This is a genomic window from Nocardioides sp. AN3, assembly GCF_054653495.1.
In genome coordinates, this window is record NZ_BAAIGC010000032.1 from 1 (window position 1) to 22,395 (window position 22,395).

Annotated in this window: 18 protein-coding genes and 1 tRNA gene; 9 read left to right on the forward strand and 10 right to left on the reverse strand. The window is 69.7% G+C overall.

Annotated features, from left to right (window positions below; genetic code table 11):
• Positions 1–1,018 (forward strand): glycoside hydrolase family 15 protein (locus ACYQ1K_RS23405; RefSeq protein ID WP_459985762.1); only part of this gene is annotated, 1,018 nt, incomplete at its 5' end.
• A gap of 35 nt (positions 1,019–1,053) precedes the next feature.
• Here the strand turns inward: ACYQ1K_RS23405 and ACYQ1K_RS23410 are convergent.
• The 6 genes from ACYQ1K_RS23410 to ACYQ1K_RS23435 form a co-directional block, all read right to left on the reverse strand.
• A complete protein-coding gene (locus ACYQ1K_RS23410; protein ID WP_459985763.1) occupies positions 1,054–1,443 on the reverse strand; it encodes an SHOCT domain-containing protein in 390 nt (129 codons plus the stop codon).
• Between the two features lie 149 nt (positions 1,444–1,592).
• Positions 1,593–1,787 (reverse strand): hypothetical protein, encoded by a 195-nt coding sequence (locus ACYQ1K_RS23415; RefSeq protein WP_459985765.1) that lies wholly within the window; start codon positions 1,785–1,787, stop codon positions 1,593–1,595.
• Positions 1,788–1,844: 57 nt separating this feature from the next.
• The gene (locus ACYQ1K_RS23420; protein WP_459985766.1) at positions 1,845–2,555 is read right to left on the reverse strand and encodes a hypothetical protein; all 711 of its coding nucleotides are present in this window, start codon (positions 2,553–2,555) and stop codon (positions 1,845–1,847) included.
• Between the two features lie 213 nt (positions 2,556–2,768).
• Positions 2,769–5,453 carry a helix-turn-helix transcriptional regulator gene (locus ACYQ1K_RS23425; RefSeq protein WP_459985767.1) on the reverse strand — a complete coding sequence of 895 codons (2,685 nt, stop codon included), beginning with the start codon at positions 5,451–5,453 and terminating at the stop codon, positions 2,769–2,771.
• 3 nt (positions 5,454–5,456) lie between these two features.
• A complete protein-coding gene (locus ACYQ1K_RS23430) occupies positions 5,457–6,416 on the reverse strand; it encodes a hypothetical protein (RefSeq protein ID WP_459985768.1) in 960 nt (319 codons plus the stop codon).
• Positions 6,413–7,288: a DMT family transporter gene (locus tag ACYQ1K_RS23435; protein ID WP_459985769.1), complete on the reverse strand. Its 876-nt coding sequence runs from the start codon at positions 7,286–7,288 to the stop codon at positions 6,413–6,415. Before ACYQ1K_RS23435 ends, ACYQ1K_RS23430 begins: the two co-directional genes overlap by 4 nt.
• 290 nt (positions 7,289–7,578) lie before the next feature.
• Here ACYQ1K_RS23435 and ACYQ1K_RS23440 point away from each other — a divergent pair, with 290 nt between their 5' ends.
• Positions 7,579–8,175, forward strand: coding sequence for an LURP-one-related/scramblase family protein (locus ACYQ1K_RS23440; protein ID WP_459985770.1), 597 nt, complete (start codon positions 7,579–7,581; stop codon positions 8,173–8,175).
• Between the two features lie 80 nt (positions 8,176–8,255).
• Here the strand turns inward: ACYQ1K_RS23440 and ppk2 are convergent, their stop codons facing one another.
• Together ppk2 and ACYQ1K_RS23450 are read right to left on the reverse strand one after the other, a co-directional pair.
• Positions 8,256–9,110 carry a polyphosphate kinase 2 gene (gene ppk2 / locus ACYQ1K_RS23445; RefSeq protein WP_459985840.1) on the reverse strand — a complete coding sequence of 285 codons (855 nt, stop codon included), beginning with the start codon at positions 9,108–9,110 and terminating at the stop codon, positions 8,256–8,258.
• Positions 9,111–9,115: 5 nt separating this feature from the next.
• Positions 9,116–10,921 carry a SulP family inorganic anion transporter gene (locus tag ACYQ1K_RS23450; protein WP_459985771.1) on the reverse strand — a complete coding sequence of 602 codons (1,806 nt, stop codon included), beginning with the start codon at positions 10,919–10,921 and terminating at the stop codon, positions 9,116–9,118.
• Positions 10,922–11,040: 119 nt separating this feature from the next.
• On the opposite strand from ACYQ1K_RS23450, the gene ACYQ1K_RS23455 reads away from it, so the two are divergent.
• The 4 genes from ACYQ1K_RS23455 (at position 11,041) to ACYQ1K_RS23470 (ending at position 13,563) form a co-directional block, all read left to right on the forward strand.
• The gene (locus ACYQ1K_RS23455) at positions 11,041–11,649 is read left to right on the forward strand and encodes a hypothetical protein (protein ID WP_459985772.1); all 609 of its coding nucleotides are present in this window, start codon (positions 11,041–11,043) and stop codon (positions 11,647–11,649) included.
• 274 nt (positions 11,650–11,923) lie between these two features.
• Positions 11,924–11,997: transfer RNA gene (locus ACYQ1K_RS23460), tRNA-Pro, on the forward strand.
• Positions 11,998–12,121: 124 nt separating this feature from the next.
• Complete coding sequence (locus ACYQ1K_RS23465; RefSeq protein ID WP_459985773.1) at positions 12,122–12,865, forward strand: DUF998 domain-containing protein; 744 nt, start codon at positions 12,122–12,124, stop codon at positions 12,863–12,865.
• A gap of 2 nt (positions 12,866–12,867) precedes the next feature.
• Positions 12,868–13,563: a hypothetical protein gene (locus ACYQ1K_RS23470; RefSeq protein WP_459985774.1), complete on the forward strand. Its 696-nt coding sequence runs from the start codon at positions 12,868–12,870 to the stop codon at positions 13,561–13,563.
• Here ACYQ1K_RS23470 and ACYQ1K_RS23475 read toward each other — a convergent pair.
• Positions 13,447–15,000, reverse strand: coding sequence for an HD domain-containing phosphohydrolase (locus ACYQ1K_RS23475; RefSeq protein ID WP_459985775.1), 1,554 nt, complete (start codon positions 14,998–15,000; stop codon positions 13,447–13,449). The two genes, ACYQ1K_RS23470 and ACYQ1K_RS23475, sit on opposite strands and share 117 nt — an antisense overlap.
• 238 nt (positions 15,001–15,238) lie before the next feature.
• Between ACYQ1K_RS23475 and ACYQ1K_RS23480 the strand changes: the two genes are divergently transcribed.
• The 3 genes from ACYQ1K_RS23480 (at position 15,239) to ACYQ1K_RS23490 (ending at position 21,521) form a co-directional block, all read left to right on the forward strand.
• The gene (locus tag ACYQ1K_RS23480; RefSeq protein ID WP_459985776.1) at positions 15,239–15,580 is read left to right on the forward strand and encodes a DUF4288 domain-containing protein; all 342 of its coding nucleotides are present in this window, start codon (positions 15,239–15,241) and stop codon (positions 15,578–15,580) included.
• A gap of 348 nt (positions 15,581–15,928) precedes the next feature.
• Positions 15,929–20,551 (forward strand): DUF5979 domain-containing protein, encoded by a 4,623-nt coding sequence (locus ACYQ1K_RS23485; protein ID WP_459985777.1) that lies wholly within the window; start codon positions 15,929–15,931, stop codon positions 20,549–20,551.
• Between the two features lie 478 nt (positions 20,552–21,029).
• Positions 21,030–21,521 (forward strand): hypothetical protein, encoded by a 492-nt coding sequence (locus ACYQ1K_RS23490; RefSeq protein ID WP_459985779.1) that lies wholly within the window; start codon positions 21,030–21,032, stop codon positions 21,519–21,521.
• 200 nt (positions 21,522–21,721) lie between these two features.
• Here ACYQ1K_RS23490 and ACYQ1K_RS23495 read toward each other — a convergent pair whose 3' ends face one another.
• Positions 21,722–22,267: a hypothetical protein gene (locus ACYQ1K_RS23495; protein WP_459985780.1), complete on the reverse strand. Its 546-nt coding sequence runs from the start codon at positions 22,265–22,267 to the stop codon at positions 21,722–21,724.
• Positions 22,268–22,395 lie beyond the last annotated feature (128 nt).

The window sequence follows — 22,395 nt, forward strand, 5'->3', positions numbered from 1 at the left end:
ACAGCGCCCCGACGGCTCCTTCCCTCAGAACAGCCGGCTGGACGGCACGCCCGTCTTCGGCGACCTGCAGATGGACGAGGTGGCCTTCCCGATCGTGCTCGCCCACGAGCTCGGGCGCACCGGCGCGACCGACTGGGACCACATCAGGCGCGCTGCGGACTACGTCGTCGGTCACGGCCCGCAGACCCCGCAGGAGCGGTGGGAGAACGCCAAGGGTTGGTCGCCGGCCACGATCGCGGCGGAGGTCGCGGGCTTGGTGTGCGCCGCTGACGTCGCCCGGCAGAACGGTGACCTCGCGCGGGCGACGACCTACGAGGAGACGGCTGACGCCTGGCAGCGCGACGTCCAGAGCTGGACCGCGACGAGCACCGGGCCGTACAGCACGAGCCCGTACTACCTGCGCATCACGGCGACCGGGCAGCCGGACTCCGGCACGATGATGCAGGTCTCGGACGGCGGCCCGCTGATCGACGAGCGCCGCGTCGTCGACCCGAGCTTCCTCGACCTCGTGCGCTTGGGTGTGAAGAGGGCCGACGACCCGGTCATCACGAACACGCTGTCCGTCGTGGACCGCCAGCTGTCCTACTCGACCTCGAACGGGCGATTCTGGCACCGCGCCAGCTTCGACGGCTACGGGGAGAAGCGCGACGGCTCGCAGTGGGAGGTCACGGACCCGGGCTCGAACATCACCGTCGGGCGCGGCTGGCCATTGCTCGGCGGAGAGCGCGGCGAGTATGCGCTCACCGCAGGAGACCGACCGTCCGCCCAGGAGCTGCTCGACACGATGGGCCGCGCCGCCGCCGACGACAGCCACCTCATGGCCGAGCAGGTCTGGGACCTGAACCCGCCCTCGGGACAACCCGGGTTCACGCCGGGTGAGCCCACCTTCTCGGCGACGCCGCTGGCATGGACCCACGCGCAGTTCTTGCGGCTCGCGGCCAACGTCACCGCCGGCCGCGATGAGGAGACCCCGCAGGTCGTGGCCTGCCGCTACCACACCGAAGCGTGTGCCGGCTGACCCGACCAGCGGGACCCTCGTGCCGGAGTCGACCCTCAGGAAGCGAGCGCCTTCGCCTTGAGGTTGTCGAACTCCGCCTGGGTGATCGCGCCACTGTCGAGGAGCCCCTTGGCGTTCGCGATCTCGCTGGCAGCGCCCGAGGACGTCCCGGCGACGGACTTGATGTACTCGGCCTGCGCGGCTTGCATCTCCCGGGCCTGGGCCAGCTGACGCTCCTGCATGCCATGCCCTCGGGCGATGAGATAGACCAAGATCCCCAACCACGGGATGACGATCACGAAGATCACCCACAGGGTCTTGCCTCCCCCGCCCAGGTCCTTGCTGCGGAAGATGTCGCCGAGCACCCAGAACAGGCACATGAACCAGGCGAAGAACAGGAAGAACTCGAACAGAGCCAGCAGGAATGAGCCGTTGTCGTTGAACACGAGGCGACCTTTCACCGGGGCCGACGTGGTGGATCCACCGGCCGTTTGACGCAACCTCATTCCAATCCGCGGCAGATGACATCACCCGACTCGGATGAGGTGTCCAGCCACGCAGCCCCAGCGAGCGCCGGTTCGGAGCCCCGACGACGTCAGGTCGGCCGCTCCTCGGGCGTGCTGGTCTGCTCCGCCTCCGCCCCGGTGCCGGAAGGGTCCTCGGTCCTCTGCTGGGACTCCTCCAGGACGACCTCCGCCTGCTCATGCGGGTTGTCGCTGCCGGCGGCGATCTCCTCCGGCAGCAGCTCTGCGCGTGTCTCGACGTGCTGTTCGTCATGGATGTCGCTCATGCCGCGCCGGTACCCGCTCGGGCTCAGGGCGGCACGCCGTTGTCCCCTTCCGGGTCCCTACAGGGCTGCCGCCTGCTCGCCGCGCAGCGTCGTGCGCGATGCGCGCCCGAGCTTCATGTCCTTGCGCCAGGTGGGGAACTCCGCTCCGAACACCTGGTGCGGCTTGCCCTGGAGTGCGTAGACGGCGTACCCACCCTTCAGGATGGAGAAGGGGCTGTGGAGGTGGCCGAGCTTGTCGAACTGGGTCTTGCTCTTCCGCGAGGCCAGCGGGTCGAACCACGCAGGTGTCACGAAGTTGGAGACGGACACGCCGCTCACCACATAGGTCGGCGCCTCGACCGGGTCACACACCTCGAAGCTGTAGACCTTGCCGTTGTCGTCGGACGACCACAGGTTGCAATTGGGGTCCACGAACATCTCGAGGACCTCGTGGGAGAGGACACTGGAGACGCTCCAGTCACCGGTCAGGACCTTCGCCCCGGCGTCCAACGACGGACTGACGGCGACGACACCCCAGAGCCGCCCACCCTTGTCCTCCGTGTGGTAGCCGAGAACACCCTTCGGCTGGTCGTCGATGGAGTCCACGAGCGTGATCACGTGGGCGTTGGGCGGAACCGCAGACGCCTGGTCGTAGTAGACGACGGCCGCGGGGATGCGATCCCACAGCGGGGCGACGTCAAGCCGCACCTGCAGGGCGATGGCTCGCGTCATGGTGGCGACGTCGTCGTCTGTGGCGCGCGTCGATTGGTTCAGGATGGCGATGAACATGTCCTGTCCTCCCCAACGCCCGAGTCAGGGGTCGTGGAGCACCAGAGGCCGGGGCGTTGGACGGGCCGGCACGTGGCCGGCGGCTTCTTCTCGTGGAACGGGCGGCGTGGCCGCGCACGTCCGTGCAGGACCGAGGTCCTGATGTCGTGCCGTTGCTCTGGACTCTCATCATCTCGCCGTTGGTGGTCCCGGTCCATGGCCGAGGGCGCGCCATCATCGGGACACGCCCAACCGGGCGATCAGCTGCGCTCGCGAATGGACGTCCAGCTTCACGTAGACGTTGTTCAGGTGATACCCCACCGTCTTGGCACTGAGGACAAGACGGTGGGCGACCTGCTGGTTCGTGAGCCCCTGGCAGACCAGCCCGGCGACGATCTGCTCCTGAGGCGTGAGCGCAGGCATGCTGGGCCGGTCGGGCTGGGGCGCGGCGCCGCACGCGGACAGCTCGGCGTCGCAGCGCTCGACGAACGGGAGTGCACCGAGGGCGGATGACCGCTCCCGGGCGGCCTCCAACCGGCTCACCGCCGCGCGCCTCTCGCCGCGGCGGCGCAGGAAGCGTCCGTAGGAAAGGTCCGTCACCGCGAGTTCCAGTGCGGTCGCGGCGTCCTGTCCGAGGGCCAGTGACTCCTCGAAGGCGGAGCGGGCAGCGGCGTGCTCGCGTCGAGCGGTCGCAAGCTCCCCACGCACCCGGGCGAGCCCCGCGAGGCGCGAGCGGGAGCCGCGGTCGCGGGCTCGCGACTCGAACCGGGCGATGTCGGTCGCCGCCTCGTCGAGTCGGCCCAGCTCGACAAGTGCGGAGACGAAGGCCACGGGCCAGCTGAGGAGGCCGGGCTCATCGGTCGGGCCATCCGGCAGGCTGCGCAGCAGGGCCGACCCTGACACCACACCCTCCGCGTCTCCCCGACAGGCGGCGAGGTGGACGCCGGCGTTCTCGCACACAGCGAGCGTCCCGGGGTCGCTCAGCTCCGTGGCCAGTCGACGGGCTTCGTTGAGATGGCCCTCCGCCTCCGCCCAGTCGCCGCGGCTGGCCGCGACGGCGACGACAGCGGTGTGCAGGAAGCCCTGGATCCAGACCTGTCCGGTGTCCTCGGCCAGCGAGAGCGCCTGCGCTGCCAGCGCGATCGAGCTGTCCCAGCTGCCGAGCCGGAAGTCGACCTCCGCGAGCACGCCCATGGCGAGAAGACGGTTCGGGGCGAGGTCGCCCGCCGACGTCACGCTCAGGGCGGCCAGGTCGGCTCGGGCGCCGGCGAGGTCGTCGGCGGCTGCCCGGAGCACTCCTCTGGTGCAGAGCTGATGATGCTGGTCTCGCCGCACGGCCGCCGGGTCGGCGGGCAGCTCGTGTTGCAGTCGAGCGAGCGCCGCTGGCAGCTGCCCGGCCAGGGTGAGCCCGACCGCCCACGCAGCGGAGGTCGAGTCGGCCAGATCCGGCGGGAGCGCATCAGACAGCGCCCTCTCGGCCCACGCTGCGCCCGCCGAGCCGTCGCCCCGCATGTTGCAGAGCTGCGCCAGGATGGCGGCCAGCGGGCCTCTCCCGTCGGGCTCCAGCTCCTCGCTGCGCTCCCACGCCCGGAGCGCGAGCGCCTCCGCCTCGCCGGTCTGTCCTGCCAGCTGCGCGACCTTCGCCTGGAGATGGAAGCGTTGCGCTGAGGGCGCGACGTGGTCGAGCCGCTCAGCCAGAGCAGCCGTCGTCGTGACATCGCCGGCCAGCAGGTACAGCCCGATGGCGTCCATCAGGTGCTGGTCCCCGACGGCGCCAGGCTCGCTCATCCGCGCTGCGGTGCGGAAGAGCTCGGCGGCTCGGTGCAGGTCGCCACGCTCCCTGTTCGCGGCCGCGCTCCGTGCGAGCTCGTCAGCCACGGACGGGTCCGGTCCGGGCGCGGCCGCGACCCGGTGCAGAAGTGCCTCCTCGCCATGGAGGAGCTTGGCGGCTCGACTGTGGAGCAGCACGCGCTCGGCTGGACCCAGGTCGTCATGGACGGCCGCCTTCACCAAGGGGTGCAGGAAGCCGAGGCGCCAGCCGTCGTCGGCATACGTGCAGGTGACGAGCTTGGTCCGGGTGAGCTCGTCGAGGGCGGTCGCAGGCACCGCCACGTCGGCCACCTCCGCGGCGACGTCGACGAGCGCGCCGTCCGCCAGCACGGCGACAGCGCGGGCCAGGGCCTGCGCATCCGCAGAGAGCGAGCCGAGAGCCCCGAGCACCAGCACCGCGTACGACTTGGGAGCCGGGAGCGGGCCCGGTGAGTCGAGCTCATCGAGGGCCAGCTCGTCGATGAGTGCGCCGAGATAGAGCGGGTTCCCGTCCGTGTGGCGCCGCAGTCGCGTGGCAGACCGGCCGCTCATCTGCCCACAGCCGCGGGCCACGCCGAGCTCGACGACCTCGGGCTCGCTGAGACCGCGAAGCGGGAGCCGACCGCTCTGCGCGTCCACGAGCCGGAGCAGGCCCGGTGGGACTCGGCCGCTGCCCTCATCCCTGCCCGCCAGCACGGCCAGGACACGGTCGGCCCTGAGTCGTCGTAGCGCGAAGGTCAGCGCGGTCATTGAGTCCGCATCACACAGCTGCAGGTCGTCGACGATGAACACCGTGGTGCGGTCGTGCCGTCGATCCAGGAACCGGAGGAGGTCAGCGCCGGCAGCGAACGGGTCGCTCCACGCGGCGGCGCGCGAGTCGAGCAACTGGAGGAGCACGCCGAAGTCGAGGAACGTCTCGGCCTCATCCCCCGACGCCGTCAGCGGCGGCGCATCCAGCGACCGGGCGAAGCTCGCGAGAAGAGCGCTCTTCCCGATGCCCGCCGGCCCTTCGACCAGCACCGTCTGGGGGTGACCGCGTCCTGCCTCGGCATGTCGCTCGTGGAGGAAGGCGAGCTCGTCGGCTCGGCCCACGAAGGGTTGCGAACCCATCTCTCACCTCCCGGCATGGAGCTTCGCGAGCTCTCGGCGACGGGCCCTCTCGGGCGCCGGTCGAGCAGACGCGTCGACCAGCACCAGGGCGGCCGCCGCCGAGGCCGCCAGCGTAACCGCGGCGGAGGCCAGCAGCTGGTCGATCGCCGGACCACCCGCCGCAGCGACATCCGTCGGGCGCAGCCCGATGCCCAGAGTGAGCGCCAACGCGCCGTACAAGGAGACGTGCGTGGCCCTGCACGCCTCGCGGGCGGCGTGCGGAAGGTGGCGCACCGGCTTGTCGGCGAACTTGCCAGGGGGACGGCCACCAGTGAGGAAGGTCTTGTAGGTCTCGATCGAGATCACCGACCATCCGGCCGCAGCGACGGTGAGGATCACCCAGTCGCCGGTGAACCGGCTCAGCACTGCGGCCCAGGCAGTCGCCACGACGGGGCTGCGCAGGAACTTCCAGCCGCTGAAGCCTTCGACGGGCGCGTCCTTCCAGGCGCCGCCGACCGCCGTGAGCCAGCCGCCCACACCCGCAACGAGCAGCACGATCCACAGTGGCAGCGGCGACAGCGTGCGCTGGACCACCTGAGTCGACCAGCACAGCAGGATCAGGCCGGCGATGATCGCCACGCCGACGGCGTACCGGCTGCAGCGTCTGTCGATGGGCCGCCCACGCAGCGCCAGGCGCATGGGGATCGAGTAGGTGCTCTGGTCGTCCTCGCGCACGATGCTCTTCCACCACTCGGTGGCGAGCCGCTCGAGCGTGTAGCAGAGGCCGATGAGGACGATCACTGACTCGGTCGACTCGAGATCGGTCGCGATCCCGATCGCGATGGAGGATGCGAGTCCTACCACGACGCTGCGGACGAAGCTGGTGGGCTTGAAGCCCTCGAACGGCGAGTCCTTGAACCCGCCCCAGGTGGCGGCATGGAGCCCGCACATCAGGCCGATGAGACAGAGCACGAGCAGCTTCATGAGGAGTGCCTTTCGGATGTGGTGAACCCCTCCGACGGGTGAGCGCGCGTGCCGAGGCGGGCGATCTGCCGGAGGCCGACCACGAGGCATGCCAGCGCGCTGCACTGGAGGAGGATGAGGGCGGGGCCGTGCTCGGGTGTCTCATGGAAGACGAGCGCACCGAAGGTGACCGCGACGAGCACGTCGAGGACGTTGAGCAGGGGCATCGAGGCCGAGAGGGGCGCGAGCTGGTAGGCCCGCTGGTTCATGGCGGTTCCGAGCGCACCGGCTGCGACGAGGGCCACGACCAGAAGCGCAGCGGCTGCGGGGTGCTCGGAGGACGCCGTTGCTCCGATGAGCTTCAGCAGCCCCGCGGTCAGCCCGAACATCGCGCCAGACGTCGCGCCCAGGACGGCCGCCTGCTGGTGCGGTCGACCAGTCAGGCGAGGTGAGGCCAGGAGTACAACGGCTGCGGTCCCGAGCCCCACGCACACCATCACCGCCGCCGGCGCCGGTGATGGCGGTCTCGTCGATGACGCGGGGTTGACGCCCCACATGAGGGCCGCCAGGCCCGCGACCGTGATCAGCACCGCTCGCAGCTCCCGCCACGTCGGCGTCGTCCGATCCAGGGCTGCCCGCACGGGCACGGCGGCCACCACTCCGACCAGCATCAACGGCTGCACGAGGGCGATGGACGCGAGCTTGAGGGCGGTCGCGTGCAGCGCCAGGGCCGAGGTCGAGATCGTGGCCGCCAGCAGCCACAGCGGCTTGCGGACCACCCGGCCCAGCACTCCCATCGCGTGGTGGGTCACGCTCGTCGGGATCGTCCCCGCGACTCGGTGCTGGAGCGCGCTCGAGGTCGCGAAGCCGATCGCCGAGACCAAACAGATCACCGCTGCCAGAGGAGCATCGCCACCGACCATCTGAGCTGCACCGCCTTGGGTCGACTGATTCGGTTCGACCTCACGCTAGGAAGAGCCCCTTGTCCGCCGCCTCGGGCGAACTCCCGGGTTCGGCAGGCGGCATGCCCGGGGTGGGCTCGGCAGCTGCTCGACGCTCAGCGGCGCCTGACCTTTCACACGGTCAGGGTGAGGACGTCGGGACTCGCGGCGTCTACCTTGCGCTCAGAGGCAGCTCAAGGATCGGGCTCGTCCCGTCCTTGTCGCACGAGAGCGGAGAGGTCATGCGGGTGCGGGACGGCCGGGAACGGCCTTCGAAGAGGAGTGGCGGGCGAGGCAGCCTCGCCCATTACCAGCTGCGCCAGAACATGGTGGCCGTGGGTGAGGACTACTGGATCCGGGATGGCGCCGGCACCTACGTCTACCGAGTCGACGGTCATGCTGCGCGACTGGGTGGGAGCGTCTGCCTGGAGGACGCCCACGGAACGCCCATCTGCACGATCTCATCTCGGATCCTGCACGCCGGCGACCCGCTCGCGATCGAGGGGATGGAAGGGCAACTCCTGGCGTTGGTGCACAAACGAGCCGCCTCGCTTCCTTCGGACGGCTGGAGCGTCGAGCTGCCGGGCGACCTGGGCTGGAGGATCCAGGGCAATGTCGCGGGCCATGAGTATGCGATCGGGAACGATCCCGACCACGTCGTCGCCAAGGTCTCGAAGCGCTGGTTCCGGATCCGCGACACCTACGGGGTGGAGGTCGCGCCGGACAAGAACCAGGCCCTCCTGCTCGCCATCGCGATCGCTGCGGACGCGATGAGCCAGCTCTTCGGCGTGCGCTCGGGCCGGCTCCCGACGACGCTCGACGGCGCACGACGAGCGTGACGTGCAGCTCACTCGGCCTCGCCTCCGACACGGATCGTCCCGCCCAGGTCTGGCCGAAGCGGGCGGCGAACCGGGAAGCGTCAGAACGGTGTGGGGATGTGTCGAAGTGGCAGACTCGGCTCGGCGTACCCGTGGGCCGACTGCCGCTTCGGCAACGTGATGTCTCGAGCGGCCATCGGCTGGTACGGCACCTGGCTGAGCAGGTGGCTGATGAGGTTGAGCCGGCCCCGCATCTTGTCGTCGGTGTGCGCGATGTACCAGGGCGCCCACGCGGTGTCGGTCGCGGCGAACATCGCGTCACGAGCGCGGGAGTAGTCATACCAACGGCTGTAGGACTTCAAGTCCATCTCCGAGAGCTTCCACACCTTGCGGGGGTCGTCGATGCGGCGTTCCAGACGACGCGTCTGCTCCCCCGGGCTGACCTCGAGCCAGTACTTCAGGAGCAGGATGTCCGCTTCCACCATGGCTCTCTCGAACAGTGGAGCCAGCTCGAGGAAGCGCTCGGTCTCCGCCGGCTCGCAGAAGCCCATCACCCGCTCGACCCCCGCGCGGTTGTACCAGCTGCGGTCGAAGATGACGACCTCGCCTGCAGCCGGGAAGTGCTGGACGTACCGCTGCAGGTACATCTGGGACCTCTCCCGCTCCGTCGGTGCGGGCAGGGCGACGACCCGGAACACCCGCGGGCTGACCCGTTCAGTGATCCGCTTGATCGTGCCACCCTTCCCAGCCGTGTCTCGCCCTTCGAAGACGAGGCAGACCTTCGCACCGGATGCCTTGACCCATTCCTGCATCGCGACCAGCTCCCCGTGCAGGCGCCGGAGCTCACGCTCATACTCCTTGCGCTTCATCTTCTCCGGTGAAGCCTGGCCGACGTCAGCGGTCGCCGCAGCGGACGCCGCCGACTGCTTGCTCTTGTTCTTCTTGCCCTTGCCCATCTTCGTCACCCCTCACCCTCGTCAGCTGGTTCCCTCCGGGTCTCGCTGTCCCGGAACCCCTTGATCGCGTCCCCCAGCGTCGCGTAGACGTGCTCGCGCCCGATGGCCGCCACGACGCCGAACCGGTCGAGCTCACGGACGACCGTGTCGCCCGCATCCGCCACGGCGAAGACGACGCCGCGGTCGGCGAGCTGCTCGGCGACGTCGAGGAGGGTCTTGCCTCCGGTGTAGTCGACGTCGTCGATCGCCTCGGCGAGGAGCACGAACCATCGCGGCGGATCAGGGGTGTCGACGAGGCTCAGCGCCTCCTCGGTGAACCGGGTCGCGTTGGCGTAGAACAGGCCGACGCCGAAGCGATAGACGACCAGGCCGGGCTCGCTCACCACACCGGGCGTCGCGGGCACGGCGCGTCGCTGCCCATCAGGGCCCAGCGTCAGCACCAGGTCATGCGGGCGGTAATGGCGTCGCACGTGGACGAGCAGCGAGAGCACGATGGCCAGCAGGATGCCCTGCTCGACGCCGACCCCCACCACGACCACTGTCGTCGCCAGCGCGATGAGGAACTCGTCGCGACGTACCCTCGCGATCGCGCGCATGCCAGCCACGTCCACGAGCTTGAGCCCGATCACGAAGACGACCGCCGACAGCGCGGCGTTGGGCAGATACTCCAACGGCTTGGTCAAGAAGAGCAGCACCACGGCGACGGATCCCGCCATCGCCAGCATCGAGATCTGGCTGCGGCTCTTGGCCGCATCCGCCATCTCGCTCTTCGTCGGGCTCCCGTTCACGACGAACGAGCTGCTCAAACCCGCGGCGATGTTGGCGGCCCCCAGCCCGACCAGGTCGGTGTTCTCGTCGAACCGCTCGCGGTACCGCACCGCATAGGCCCGCGACGTCGCTGCGCTTTGGGCGAGGATCACCACGAACATCGACGCACACATCGGCAGCAGGTTCGCCACCTCGCTCCACCCGACGCCCGTCGGGAGGCCCAGCGACGGCATCCCGCTCGGCACGGGCCCCAGCACGGCCACACCATGTGAGGCCAAGTCCAGTGCCCAGCTCACGCCGATGGCTCCGACGACCGCGACCAGCCCGCCCGGCACCCGCGTCACCCAGCGCTCGAAGACGAGCAGAGTCGCGATGACCGCAGCTGCGACCGCGACTGTCGCCGCCTGCACCTGACCGAGCTCGCCCAGCGTCTTCCAAAAGGTGATCGTCGTGCCGCTGATGCGGTCGGCGGCCACCTTCGGCGTGGGTACGCCGAGCATGCCGGCGAGCTGCGACATGGCGACCTGGAGACCCACGCCGGTCAAGAAGCCCACCAGGACGGTCCGGGAGATGAACTCGGCGACGAACCCGAGCCGAGCCACCCGCGCGACCAGCAGCATGACCCCGGTCATCAGTGCGGCCACGCTGGCCAGCGTCAGCCACTCATCAGTGCCCGGTCTCAAGCCGGAGATGCTCAGCGAGGCGATGCCGGCGTACAGGATCGCCGCCGTGGCCGAGTCGCCGCCGACGACGAGATGGCGGGACGAGCCCAGAAGGGCGAACGCAACCGCCGGGAGCAGGATCGTGTAGAGACCGCTCACCACGGGTGTGCCCGAGATCTTGGTGTAGCCCATCACCTCGGGGATGGCCAGCGCGGCCAGAGTGATCCCCGCGAGGACGTCACGCATGCTCTGTGCGCGGTCGAGGGGCCCGATGCCCTCGAGGACCGTGACAGAGGGCCTCGTCGGCAGGCTCGACATGGCCACAGTGTCATGGTCGACCGCGAGGGTGTCGAGCGGCTCACCGGGAGCGGGTGACGTCACCGGACGAGACGGTCCGCCCTTTTCGGCGAACTCCGGCAATACCCTCCCCGATGCGGCACGATGTGACCCACGACACAACAAGTGACACGTTCTCGCGGCGGTCCGAAGGGATGGAAGCGATGACGATGACGACGACGCTCGGCATCGATCACGGCGACGTCGTGGTGGAGGGGCACTGCAAGACCGGTGGGCGTGCTCACTGGCGTGCCGGACTCTCCGCCGACGGCGACGGCGAGGGCATGCGGCCCGCTGGACACGAGGGCCAGGTCGACGGCCGCCATCGAGCGGGCCACGAGGACATCGAGCGACAAGCCGTCGCGGCTCTCGAGGCGCTCAGCGCCCGCGCTCGCCAGGGCGAGCAACCCGAGCCGGTGCTGCTGGAGCATGTCGAGCAGCAGGTCATCGCAGGCGGCATGTTCCGCAGGGCTCGCCGCGAGGAGACCCGGACGAAGGTCGGGCACGGATGGATGATCGCGGAGCTCGTCCCAGACTCGTCCGGCGACGAGGACGGCCACCAGGGCCATCGGCTCGAGGTCTACCTCCTCGACGATGGCCTGTATGCGGCCCGCGAAGCCGGCACGACGACAATCCAGGGGCCGTTCGTCGAGTGCCCTGGCTGGGCGAGCGGCGTCGACTTCTGGATCCAGGTCCGGGACCGCTGCATGGCGGCCGTCTCAGAGCCACATCGCCATCGAAAGGACACCCCCTGCCGTGATGGCCGAGGCTGACCGCGTCAGCGGGCACCAGGTCGGGCCATAGGACCATCCGCGTCCAGCGCCGCGCCGGGTCATTTCCTGCCCTGCCGAGGCACGATACGCCGGTATGAGCTCCGCGTGTCGCGCTCGAGGGACACGCAAAGTGGCCCTCGGTTGTCAGCGGCAGGCGCTGGAGTGCGGCAGAACGGTCACGACCCTTGGCGCCGGGGTCCCGCCACCCGCGCCACCCCGATTCCGAGTGCCGAAGGATCTGCGATAGTGTTTCGCCGCCTCCTCACAGAGGCTTCGGGCTGTGGCGCAGTTTGGTAGCGCACTTGACTGGGGGTCAAGGGGTCGCAGGTTCAAATCCTGTCAGCCCGACCGAAGGATCAAAGGTAAAATCTGCCTCTGACCTGCTGATTCAGGCCCGGTGATCGACAGATTGCCGGGCCTGAAAGGTGTCAGGGACTCTCTCGCGGCGGGACGCCGGTTCCAACGGTCGAGGGTGTCGGTGGGTGGGGTGAATGCCCCATGGCGTCGCGCGGTCAACGCCGAGCATGGTCGTGGCATGAAACGACCAATGTTCGTGAAGCGAATCGCGCAGGCCACCGTCGTTGCGCAGACCCTGTTCGTGATGGGGTTCCTGGCCGTCGGCGCCGCTGAGGGCCACGGATACCGGTGGATGCGGGACGACATCAGCGACCTCGGTGCGCAGACCGCCCACCACGCGACGGTGTGGCGGCTTCTCCTCCTCGTCACCGGCGCGGTGACAATGGCGTTCGGCCTGTTGGTGGTTGGCCCGGTGTTCGGCTCGCCCCTGGCCGGGGTGCTGGTGGCGCTCTCGCTGCCCGCTTTCGACAACCTCACCGACGCCTTCTTCCGCCTCGACTGTCGTGCTGCCGATGCCGGGTGCAGCGCCTCGCAGGCCATCTCGTCGTGGCACGCGACGGCCCACATCGTGTGTTTCGGCGTTGCGGCCGTGGCCACTGCGGCCGCCCCCTTCGTCCTTGCCCGGGCGATGAACCGCGATGACAACTGGCGCTCGCGGGCACGCTCGGTCCGGAGGTTCGGTGTGCTCGCGGTCACCTTGCTTATCCTTACGGGCGCCGCGAGCGGATCCCCGGTGCAAGGGCTTGCCCAGCGCGTGGCCGCAACGGTGATCCCCCTGGGACTGGCCACTTTGGCGTGGCTCGTCGTCGAGCAGGAGCACCGGGTCACGCGGGTCGCCGACCTGGTGAGGGGCAAGTAGTCATGCGCCGCGTCCGCATGGTGGTGTATGGCGCCGGATTGGTCGGCAGTCCCCTGCTGCTCATCGTCTACTGGGTGCTCTACCCGGCGTACGGCGACCTGAGCTCCGCCGACATCGTCTCCGACATCGGGGCCGCGCCCGGCCGTACGACGGTGGCCGACGTGTTCGCGATCACCGCCGTCTTCCTGGCGGTCCCAGGCTCGTTGGCCTACCTCCGCGCGCTCGAAGCGACCGCCCCTAGGCTGAGCCGTGTCGGCGCGACGCTCTCCGTGGTCGGCTGGATGGCGGTCCTGCCGCTCGTCGTCCTGGACGCCGTCGCGGGTGAGCTGGCGGCCGAGCCGAAGTTGTTCGGCGCGATCTACACGAGCGGGCCCGTCGTCGCGCTCTCGGCGGTGGCCACCGTGCACGTGCTGGGTGGGCTGCTCATCGGCGTGGCTCTGGTCCGCACCCGGCTCGTGCCGCGGCCGCTAGCGCTGGCGGCAGCCGTCGCGCCGGTGGCCCATCTGAGCTCCAACCTCGCCGGCGTGCTGTGGGTGGACATCGCGACGTGGCTGGTGGCCGCCGCGACCGGGGTCGCCGTGCTACCCCGGCTCGCCCGGCTCGTAGCTGCCGACGAGTCCGTGACGCGTCGCGAACAACGTGGCCGCGGCACGGGTGCCGACACCGACCTTGGCGTACACGTTCTCGACGTGACGTGACACGGTCTTCGGGCTCAGGTCCAGGCGGCGTGCGATCTCCTTGTTGACCAGCCCTCTCGCGAGCAAGGCGAGGACCTCCACCTCGCGGGCGGTGAGGCCGCTCGGACCCGTGCGCCGCGCGAGACTGCGATGGCCCGCCGCCTCCAGCACGGCGTTCACGGCAACCGGGTCGAGGCGGCCCGCGCGTACCTCGCCGCGAAGCTCCTCGGCGGCGTCCGCGGATGTGCGTGCGGGTCGGTGCGGCCGTGGCTCCGTCATCGCGTGATAGACGTCGGCGGCCGCGAGGAGGCGGTCGGCCGGGGTCAGGGCGGGCGCAGTGAGACCGGCCGGGTAGCCCGACCCGTCGAGCCGCTCGTGGTGCCTCGCCGCGATCGTCCGGCACCCGTCGAGCGACGGGATCCTCGCCAGCATCCGGTCGGTGAGGAAGGGGTGCAGGTGTGCGCGTTCACGCTCGAGCGCAGTCAGTGGACCGGGCTTGTCCCACACCGTGTTGGGCACACCCAGACGCCCGATGTCGTGCACCAGGCCCGCATGGCGCAACCTGAGGCACTCCGCGTCGGCCAACCCCGCGCGGCGACCTGCCTCCGCCGCGAGCCCGGCGACCCCTCGCGAGTGCCCGGCGAAGTACGGCGACTTCAGGTCGGCCAGGTCTGCCATCGCCTGCAGGACGTCATCGAGCTCCGCACCCGACACGCTCCGCGCCGGCGGCCGCTCGGCGGCCAGCACGCCCTCCCACGAAGCCTTGTCGTCGAGGTCGGCCAGAAGGCCGTCCAGGTTCCCCAGGAGCGCCGCAGTCAGGTGCGGGTCGTAGAGCGTGCCTGCATGGCGACCGATCACAGCCCGCAAGGAGTCCAGGTCGTGCTGACGGGCCAGCACCTCAACCGGTCCTGCCAGCTGAACGAGCCGGGCCGCGAGGCTGATCTCCTCCCCGGACCGCCGCCCGGGCACGCCCTTGCCGTCCCACTGCTCGTAGCCCTCCGCAGCGGCAGCGGAGACCGCCGCACCCAGCCCGAGGCTCGCCGCGAGCTGGGAGCCCAGGTCCACGTGCGTGGCGAACCACGACTCCATCGTGCTCTTGCCGACGACCGGAAAGGCGGCCAGCCGGCGGGCGCGCCCCGTGGCCGGACCGTGCGACCAGAGCTGTCGCAGAATGAACGCCGCGACCTGCGGGCCGCTCATCGCGAGCATCCGGAAGCCTTCGGCCTTCATCTCGATGTCGTCTCCGAACCAGGCGCACTGCTCGGCGGCGTCCGCGTGGCAGTAGACGTTCAGCAACAGCCCGACGTAGTACGTCGCCTCGCGCTCCGACGCGTCCGCACCCGCCAGGTCGCCCAGACGCAGCGCGATCAGGGTTCGCCGCAGGCAGTGCTCCAGCGGCTGGCCCAGACTCAGATCCGCGCCGAACGACATCGCCGCGACCAACTCGGCCAATCTCACTGTCGGAGAGCCCTCACACTCCACGCCTCCCAGTGTTCCGCCGAGCGCTCCGCTAAGGCCAGACCCCCGCCCCGGACCGATCGACAAGGCGTCGAAGGGATCAGTCCCAGGCGCGTAGCGCGAAACGAACTTCACACACGGCGTGGCAAGGCACTGTCGGCCTTGTGGCGGGCCGAAGGGAAGCATCCCGGTGCCGTCACCCGGATGGACGCGTCGCGTCATCGCGTTGACGACCCCCATGACTGGCACGATTCGCGGCATGGGTTGGTACGGGGTGCGCAGCGTCTACCTGTTCGAGGCTGCGGCGGATGGCGGTGATGTCTACGAGGAGCGCGTCGTGCTGTTCGTGGCGGATAGCTTCGACGCGGCGATCGCGAAGGCGGAGGAAGAGGCAGCCGAGTATGTCGCGCTGCTCGAGGAGGGCGAGGTGCTTCCGCTCTTCCAGTCGTACTCAATCGCGGACGAGGTGGAACATGGGGCCGAGGTCTTCTCTCTCATGCGCTCTAGCGAGCTCAGGCCCGATGCCTACCTCGACCACTTCTTCGACACTGGCCAAGAGCGACAGCGGTCGACTGAGTGACCGGGGCCATTGCAGCGACGCGCCGGAGTGACGCTCGGATGCGCCGCGTGCGCACTGTGCGCTTGCCATGTCCCAAAGAAGAGCGAAGTCGCTTACCGCATCGGCGAGGTCGTGCGCGGGACTGACGCCGTCCGGTCTCTGCGCGGGTGAGGCCCGAGGGGTCTTTCGAGCCCGTCTTGAGTCCGCCGGCCGTTCGGGCGTTACGACAGCAGCTTCCCGAGGCGGTGGCGACGGTGCGTCGAGAGAGGGACCTGCCCATGAGCGTCTTCACCCGGTCCGGGTGACCTCGGGCGGGTCACCCGGTCGCAGGTTAAGACTTGTCGCCGCCGGATGTCGTGGAGGTGAGGTATGGGCGCACCGCGAGCACGTGCGGTCGCGCACGCGGCCACAGCCTTTCTGGTGCTGCTGGTGTGCTCAGTGGTGGTGATCGCCATGGGCTCGCCGTCATCCTCGGCCGCCGTGCCGCAGCAGGTGACCTTCACGCTGCTGGGGTGCAACCGGCCGGTGGGGCTGGCCCTTCCGGCCGCTGACGGACGGTTCGTCTGCCCCGACGCCTACTACACGCCCGGCAACCAGGGCCCGAACTGGTCGGAGCTCGACTTGGTGCCCTTCCGGATGACGGCGAAGATCACCCCGGCCCAGACCTTCACGATCGGTATCGCCGCAGCCAACCGCGACGGCAGCAGACCTGGCTACGACCTCATCTCCGAACCGGTGCTCAACGCGGGTCTCTCGGACCCGAGCTGTCGCCAGCCGGCCGTCCAGGCGACGCAGACGGTGAACAACATCGGGGGCTTCGACGTCACGCTGGTGCGCCTCATGGACGTGCCGAGCCTGGGTAACGAGACCTGTACCTACGACTGGTACCAGCGGCTCGCCGTCGGATCGAGCGCGTTCCCCGGGGCCTCTCTGGACACGCGACTGGTCAACGAGGACTTCAACAACCAGGGCATCGGGCAGAAGACGGTGTCCATCCCCGTCAAGGACGTCGAGCCGCAGTCGCTGAGCAAGCAGATCAGCGCCTCGCGTGGCGACGGGTTCCTGTGGTCGCTGACCAAGTCGAACGTGCCGGCGACGGTGGGGGTGGACAGCTGCGCGCCGGGTGCAGCCGGCTCGTTCACGACCACGATCCGGTGGTCGCGTACGCCGGTCACCGGTGCGGTCTCGTGGACCACGCAGGTGTTCGCCAACAACCCGTCGAGCCGGACCGTGTCTGTGCGAGTGACCGACGTCGTCAGCGCGGCTGGTCAGGTCGTCGACACCACCACCGGTCAGGCGGTGGCGGTGCCCGGTGGTTCGACGCGGTTCCTGGTCCTCTCGCACACCGGAACTGCCCCCGCGTCGGCCTCGTCGGTGTCCGACACGGCGACCGCGACCTACGTCGACACCGAGACCGGCGCGCCCGTCGCGGGGAACACCACGGCGACGGCGTCGACGCCTGTGACGGTCAAGGCACCGGGGAACGCGACCGCCACGATCACCGACGTCACCACAGCCAGCCAGCCGGTCGCGCTCACGAGCGTGTCGACTGGCACCACGGACGTCGCGTTGGGGACTCCGGTGAGCACCCCGATCACCTGGAGCTCGGGGACCGTGAGTGGTAGCGGCAGCGCGACCCTGGCCTTCTCTGTGCCGGTCGCCCGCGGCTTCGGCGGTACGGCGACCGTCACCGACACCGCGACGCTCGTCGATTCCGCCGGCACACCGGTGACCACGAGCCAGGAGGCCAGCATCACCGGCCTGCCGTCGCCGGCACGGCTGACGTTCGTGAAGACGGTGGATGTGCCCCCGATCGCGGATGCGACGTTCGACTTCTCGCTCTGGGTCCTCGACGCCACCGGCCAACGCACCACCACCGACCCCGTCCTGCAGGGGCCGGTCGTCGTCCCCGCCGGCGCCTCGAGCAGCACCTCCGTCGAGCTCACCGTCCCACCCTCGGCCTTCGGCTACGAGTTCGAGGAAGACCCCGCCCCGGGCTACGCCAAGCCGCCGACGGGCACGCTTCCCCCACTCGGGGTCTGCGACAGCCTCGCCGGCACCATCGCGAACACCCGGCTCACCGGGACGATCCAGGTCACCAAAACGGTCGTGGGTGACCTGGCCGGGGCCGACCCGACCGCCACCGTGCACGTCGACTGCGCCCCCGGTGTCGCCTACGACCAGGACCTCGTGGTCGCCCCCGGAGCGCCCGCCGAGACCGGTCCCATCCCCACCGGAGTGGTCTGCCAGATCAGCGAGCCGGTGCCGCCGGACGGCTTCGAGCTCGTCGGCATCTCACCCGATCGGGTGACCGTGACCGCCGGACCGACCCCCGTCGCGGTGACCGTGACGAACCGGCGGACGACGGGACAGCTACGGCTGACCAAGGTGCTCAACGGCAATCCCGCAGGCGCCTCGACGACCTTTACCGCGCACGTCGACTGTGCCCCCGACACGACGTACGACCGCACCATCGTCCTCACGGTCGACCCCCCGGCCACCGAGGCGACCTCCGCACCCATCGACGTCCCGACGGGCGTGGTCTGCACCGTCACCGAGGGCAGTGTCCCCGGGTGGGCCCTGTCGAGCATCACGCCCGACGGTGGCGTCGTCACGATCGCACCCGGGCCCAACGACGTCACGCTGACCAACACCCGCGTGCGCGGTTCGCTCGTCGTCATCAAGCGCGCCCTCGGCCCGATCGCCGGCGCAGCGACGTCGTTCACGGTCCAGGTCGCGTGCAGCAACGGCTTCTCCGTGTCACGTGTCCTCGACGCGGGCGCGCAGGGCAGCGCGTTCGCCTCGTTCGAGGACATCCCCGCAGGCACCACCTGCGCGGTCACCGAGCCCAGCCCGCCGCCGGGCTGGTCACGGGTCGGCATCGAGCCGGCGACCGTCACGATCGGCTCGGACCCCGCCAACCCGGCAAGCGTGACGGTGACGAACCGACGCGACACCGGCGCCATCCACGTCGTGAAGCGGATCGTCGGCGACGTCGCTGGAGCGCCGACCGACTTCACTGTCAACGTGGCCTGTCCGGACATCGACCTCGACCAGGACGTCCGACTGTCGATCCCCGACGCCCCGGAGGCAGACGTCGCAGGCATCCCGACGGGTGTGTCCTGCGCCGTCTCCGAGGCCAACCCCGGTCCGGCGTGGACGGTCTCGGGCGTGCCCACCACGGTCACGGCCGGAGACAGTCCGGTGACCGTCACGGTGACCAACACCCGCAACACCGGCGCGATCAGGGTCATCAAGCGCCTCGAGGGGTCGGTCGCCGGCGCGAGCACCGCCTTCGTGGTCCACCTGAGCTGTCCCGACGCGGGCATCGACGAAGACATCATGCTCAACGACGCCAACCAGCACACCGTCACTCGCTCGGGCATCCCGACCGGCGTGACCTGCACCGTGACGGAGTCCGAGGTCCCGCCCGGCTGGGCCCTGCAGGCCATCGAGCCCGACACCGTCGACCCCGGGAGGGTCCGTGGCGCATCGGAGTCGCCCGCCGAGGTCACCGTCACCAACCGCCGGCTGACCGGCGGGATCGCCATCACCAAGACCCTCGTCGGGCCGGTCGACGGCGCGCCGACCACCTTCTCCGCCTTCCTCGACTGCGACGGCACCGATGACGACCAGGACGTCACGGTGACGGCGACCCAGGCGGACCCCGGCACCGCCCTCATCGACGGGATCCCGGTCGGTGTGCACTGCACTTTCACCGAGATCAACATCCCCGGGCAGTGGTCCCTGGGTGGCGTCGCCTCGCCGGACGTCACCATCGACAGCACAGACCCGGTCCAGGTCCACGCCGTCAACACCAGACGGACCGGTGATCTCACCGTGGTCAAGCAGGTCCAGGGTGCTCCGGCCACGACCGATCTGACCTTCGGGCTCCGGCTCGACTGCAGCGACGACGTGTTCGACATCCCGCTTCCCGTCGACGTTCCGGCAGGATCCGGCAGCGTGTCCGAGACGTTCTCGGGGATCCCCACCGGCGTCACCTGCCGCGTGGACGAGCCGGCGCCGCCGGCCGGCTGGGAGCTGGTCAGCGTGACACCCGGTTCTGTCACGATCGGTGACCAGCCCAGCAAGGTCACGGCGCTGAACCGTCGAGCGGCGGTCCTGGGGACGCCGCAGATCAGCACCCGCACCTCGAAGAGTCGGGTGACTCCTGGTCGACCGTTCTCCGACCAGGTGAGCATCAGCGGGCTCCTCGGACAGGCGGGCGTCCTGGCCACAGCGCGGCTGTATGGTCCTTTCTCCTCCCCGGCGGCGATCGCGTGCACCGCGCCGCACCTCGCCCAGGCTGTCAGCTGGCAGGTGCGCAACGGGACGAGCACCTCGCCCCACGTGCGAGTCCGGGCACCGGGCTACTACGGCTGGCAGGTCAGCACCAGCTCCAACTCGTCGAACCGGGCCGGCAGCCACCCGTGCGGGCTCGACGCTGAGACGACGGTGGTCGCGAAGCGCGCGTACGTCGCCCCCGCGATCATCGCCGGCTTCTCGGGCACGATCGATGCCCCTGGCCTGGAACGTCGGGCGCCGGCCGTCGTTCGGATGCCCGCGATCGGGCTCTCGGCGTCGGTGTTCCCTGAAGGCATCCGCGGCGGCCACATGACGTTGCCCTCCGATGTCGCCGACGTCGGCTGGCTACGCCGCTCCGCCGGTGTCGGAGACGCCATCGGTGTCACTGTCATCGCCGGGCACGTCTCGGACCGGCACGACAGGCCCGGCGCGATGAACCACCTCGACCGGGCACACCGCGGCCAGCGCATCACGATCACTCGGGGCGGCGTCACCCACCGATTCAAGGTCATCGCGACTGCGACGTTCGACCGTGGACACCGCCTTCCGCATCGCTACTTCACCACGCTCGGCAGGCATCGGTTGGTGCTCGTCAGCTGCACCGACCGCGTGGTCCACGCCGACGGGCGCTTCCACTACACCCGCTACCAGGTCGTCCTCGCAGCACCCGTACAAAGCCAAGGCTGAGCGCTGGGCAAGCACCTTCGGGACCGTTGACGTCTCATCCAGTTGCCGAAGACGTGCTGCCTCCCACTGGAAACGGTGCCGCCGAGCCGCCCGACACCGCGCCCGGCGGGTCTCAAGAGGACCCACACGAGCACTGAGCCGCCGCTGACGCGCGGCATCGAACCCGCAGCACATTCGTTGGTCCAGGTGACGGGAGATCTGTCCGGGTTTGCGCCGCGCGCAATGTGAGCACCGGCCTGTATTGCTGAAGCCGCTTCGCGTGCCGGTCGAACGGGAGTATCTGGCGGGCGGCTGCACACGGTCAGCGCCGCACTCGGGAGTGGTGTCACCTGAAGACCCGGGGGGAGTTGTGTGGCGAGGAAGACGTGATCGCAAGACCGAGGCGGTCGTAGAGGAATACCGGAAGGCGCTGCAGACGGCGATGGAGCCGCTGCGAGAGCTCGCTGAGGCACTCCCAGCGTTTCATGTTCTGGCCGACGTGACGGCAGGGGTCGATGTCGCCGATGCCGGTCCGATCGTGACGGTCAGGGCGAGCCTGGTCAATGCGGGTCGGTCCGGTTTGGACACGCATGTGATCACCGACGGTCGGGTCGAGGTGATGCCGGACGCGGTCCACTTCCAAGACAGCGCGGTGTCGCGGACGTGGCTGTTCGCCGAGATCACGTGGGTTCGGACGGAGACCGACCGGATCCTGTTCCTCGTCGAGGGCTGTGAGGAGATGAGCGGGGTGTGCTTGCCGTGGCGCTGCGTGGAACCGGTGGCGTATCTCGTGTCCTGGTTGCGCAAGGTCGATCGAGGCGATCATGCGGCACGGGCGGCAGCGGACCGGCTTGCCGTCGTGCGCCGGCAGGTCGCGGAGGAGAGGGAGCGTGTGCGGGTTGCGCTCCGGGACCTCGCGGCAAAGGCTCTGACTGACGATCCGCTGGTCGGTTCAGCTGAGGAGCTCCTCGCGTCGACTGCCTCGCTGTAGGTTCGGGTGGGCCCTGATCCTGATGCCACCGAGTCACCGCTCGCACCGCTCCGGTGGAGCGCCGGTCCCCCCACGTCCTTCGGTGGAAGTTGCCGAGGACGCTTCGGGCGCCATCGTTGCGGTCGAACGGACCGACATCGGCGTCGTACGTGGTCGAGCTCGGCATCCGAGCCGGCCGAGCCGACGTGTTCGCCCACAGGTCATTGAGCGAGTGCGTCAGGGATGGAGTCGACCTGGTCGAGCATGGCGGTGAGGTCGTGCCGCAGCCGCTGTCGGACCTCGGTCGCCACCTGCTGGAGGCGGGCTACCTCCTCGTCGTGCCGCTTCCGGATCACGCTCGTCTCCTCTCGCACACGAGATGCCTCCGCGCGTGCCTCGTTCGTCGTCCGCGCGGCTTCCTCCCGCGCGGAGCTCACCAGGCGCTCGGCCTCCTGGCGCGCAGCTCGCACGAGCTCGGCGGTCTCGTCACGCGCGCCAGCCACGATCGCAGCCGCCTCGCGTCGGGCCTCCGAACACCACTGCTCGGTCTCGCGGGCGGTCAGCTCCAGCAGTCGAGCCGCCGCCTGCGAAGCGTGCGAGCCATCGACACGGGCAGCCTCAGCTTCGTGCAGTGGCACAGCGTCGCGAGCGGTGTCACCTGGGGCCTCGCCATCCGTGCCGATGCTGGTGTCCCCGAAGGCGGCACGGGCGGTCGCGATGTCGGTTCCCGAGTATGGATCGCTGTGTCCGTCTCCGATGCTGCTCATTCTCTACCCCCACGTCGACATGTACGCCGCACCATGTGCAGCCCTTTACATTCAAAGAGAGAGTGCCAGAAGCGGCCGCCAGACGAGTCTGATTTCCGAGATTCGTGGCATCCGGCAGGCGTGTCGCT